At 49.3% G+C, this 201-nt stretch carries 1 rRNA gene; it reads left to right on the top strand.

The window, feature by feature from the left end:
* Positions 1-111: 111 nt before the first annotated feature.
* A 5S ribosomal RNA gene (gene rrf, locus SB847_RS22555) occupies positions 112-201 on the top strand; the annotation flags it as partial.

Genomic DNA, 201 nt, shown 5'->3' with positions numbered 1-201 from the left:
GAGGTGGAAGTGTGGCGACACATGGAGCTGACAGATACTAATCGATCGAGGACTTAACCAATTTGAATGTATGCTTACTGTTATCTAGTTTTGAGAGAACACTCTCAATGGTTTGGTGGCGATAGCGAAGAGGTCACACCCGTTCCCATGCCGAACACGGAAGTTAAGCTCTTCAGCGCCGATGGTAGTCGGGGGTTTCCC

Origin of the sequence: Bacillus sp. SIMBA_026, from assembly GCF_046535335.1 — a bacterium.
GTDB lineage: Bacteria > Bacillota > Bacilli > Bacillales > Bacillaceae > Bacillus > Bacillus velezensis.
The sequence above is the reverse complement of the archived record's forward strand: the minus strand, read 5'-3'. Positions and strand labels throughout refer to the sequence as shown.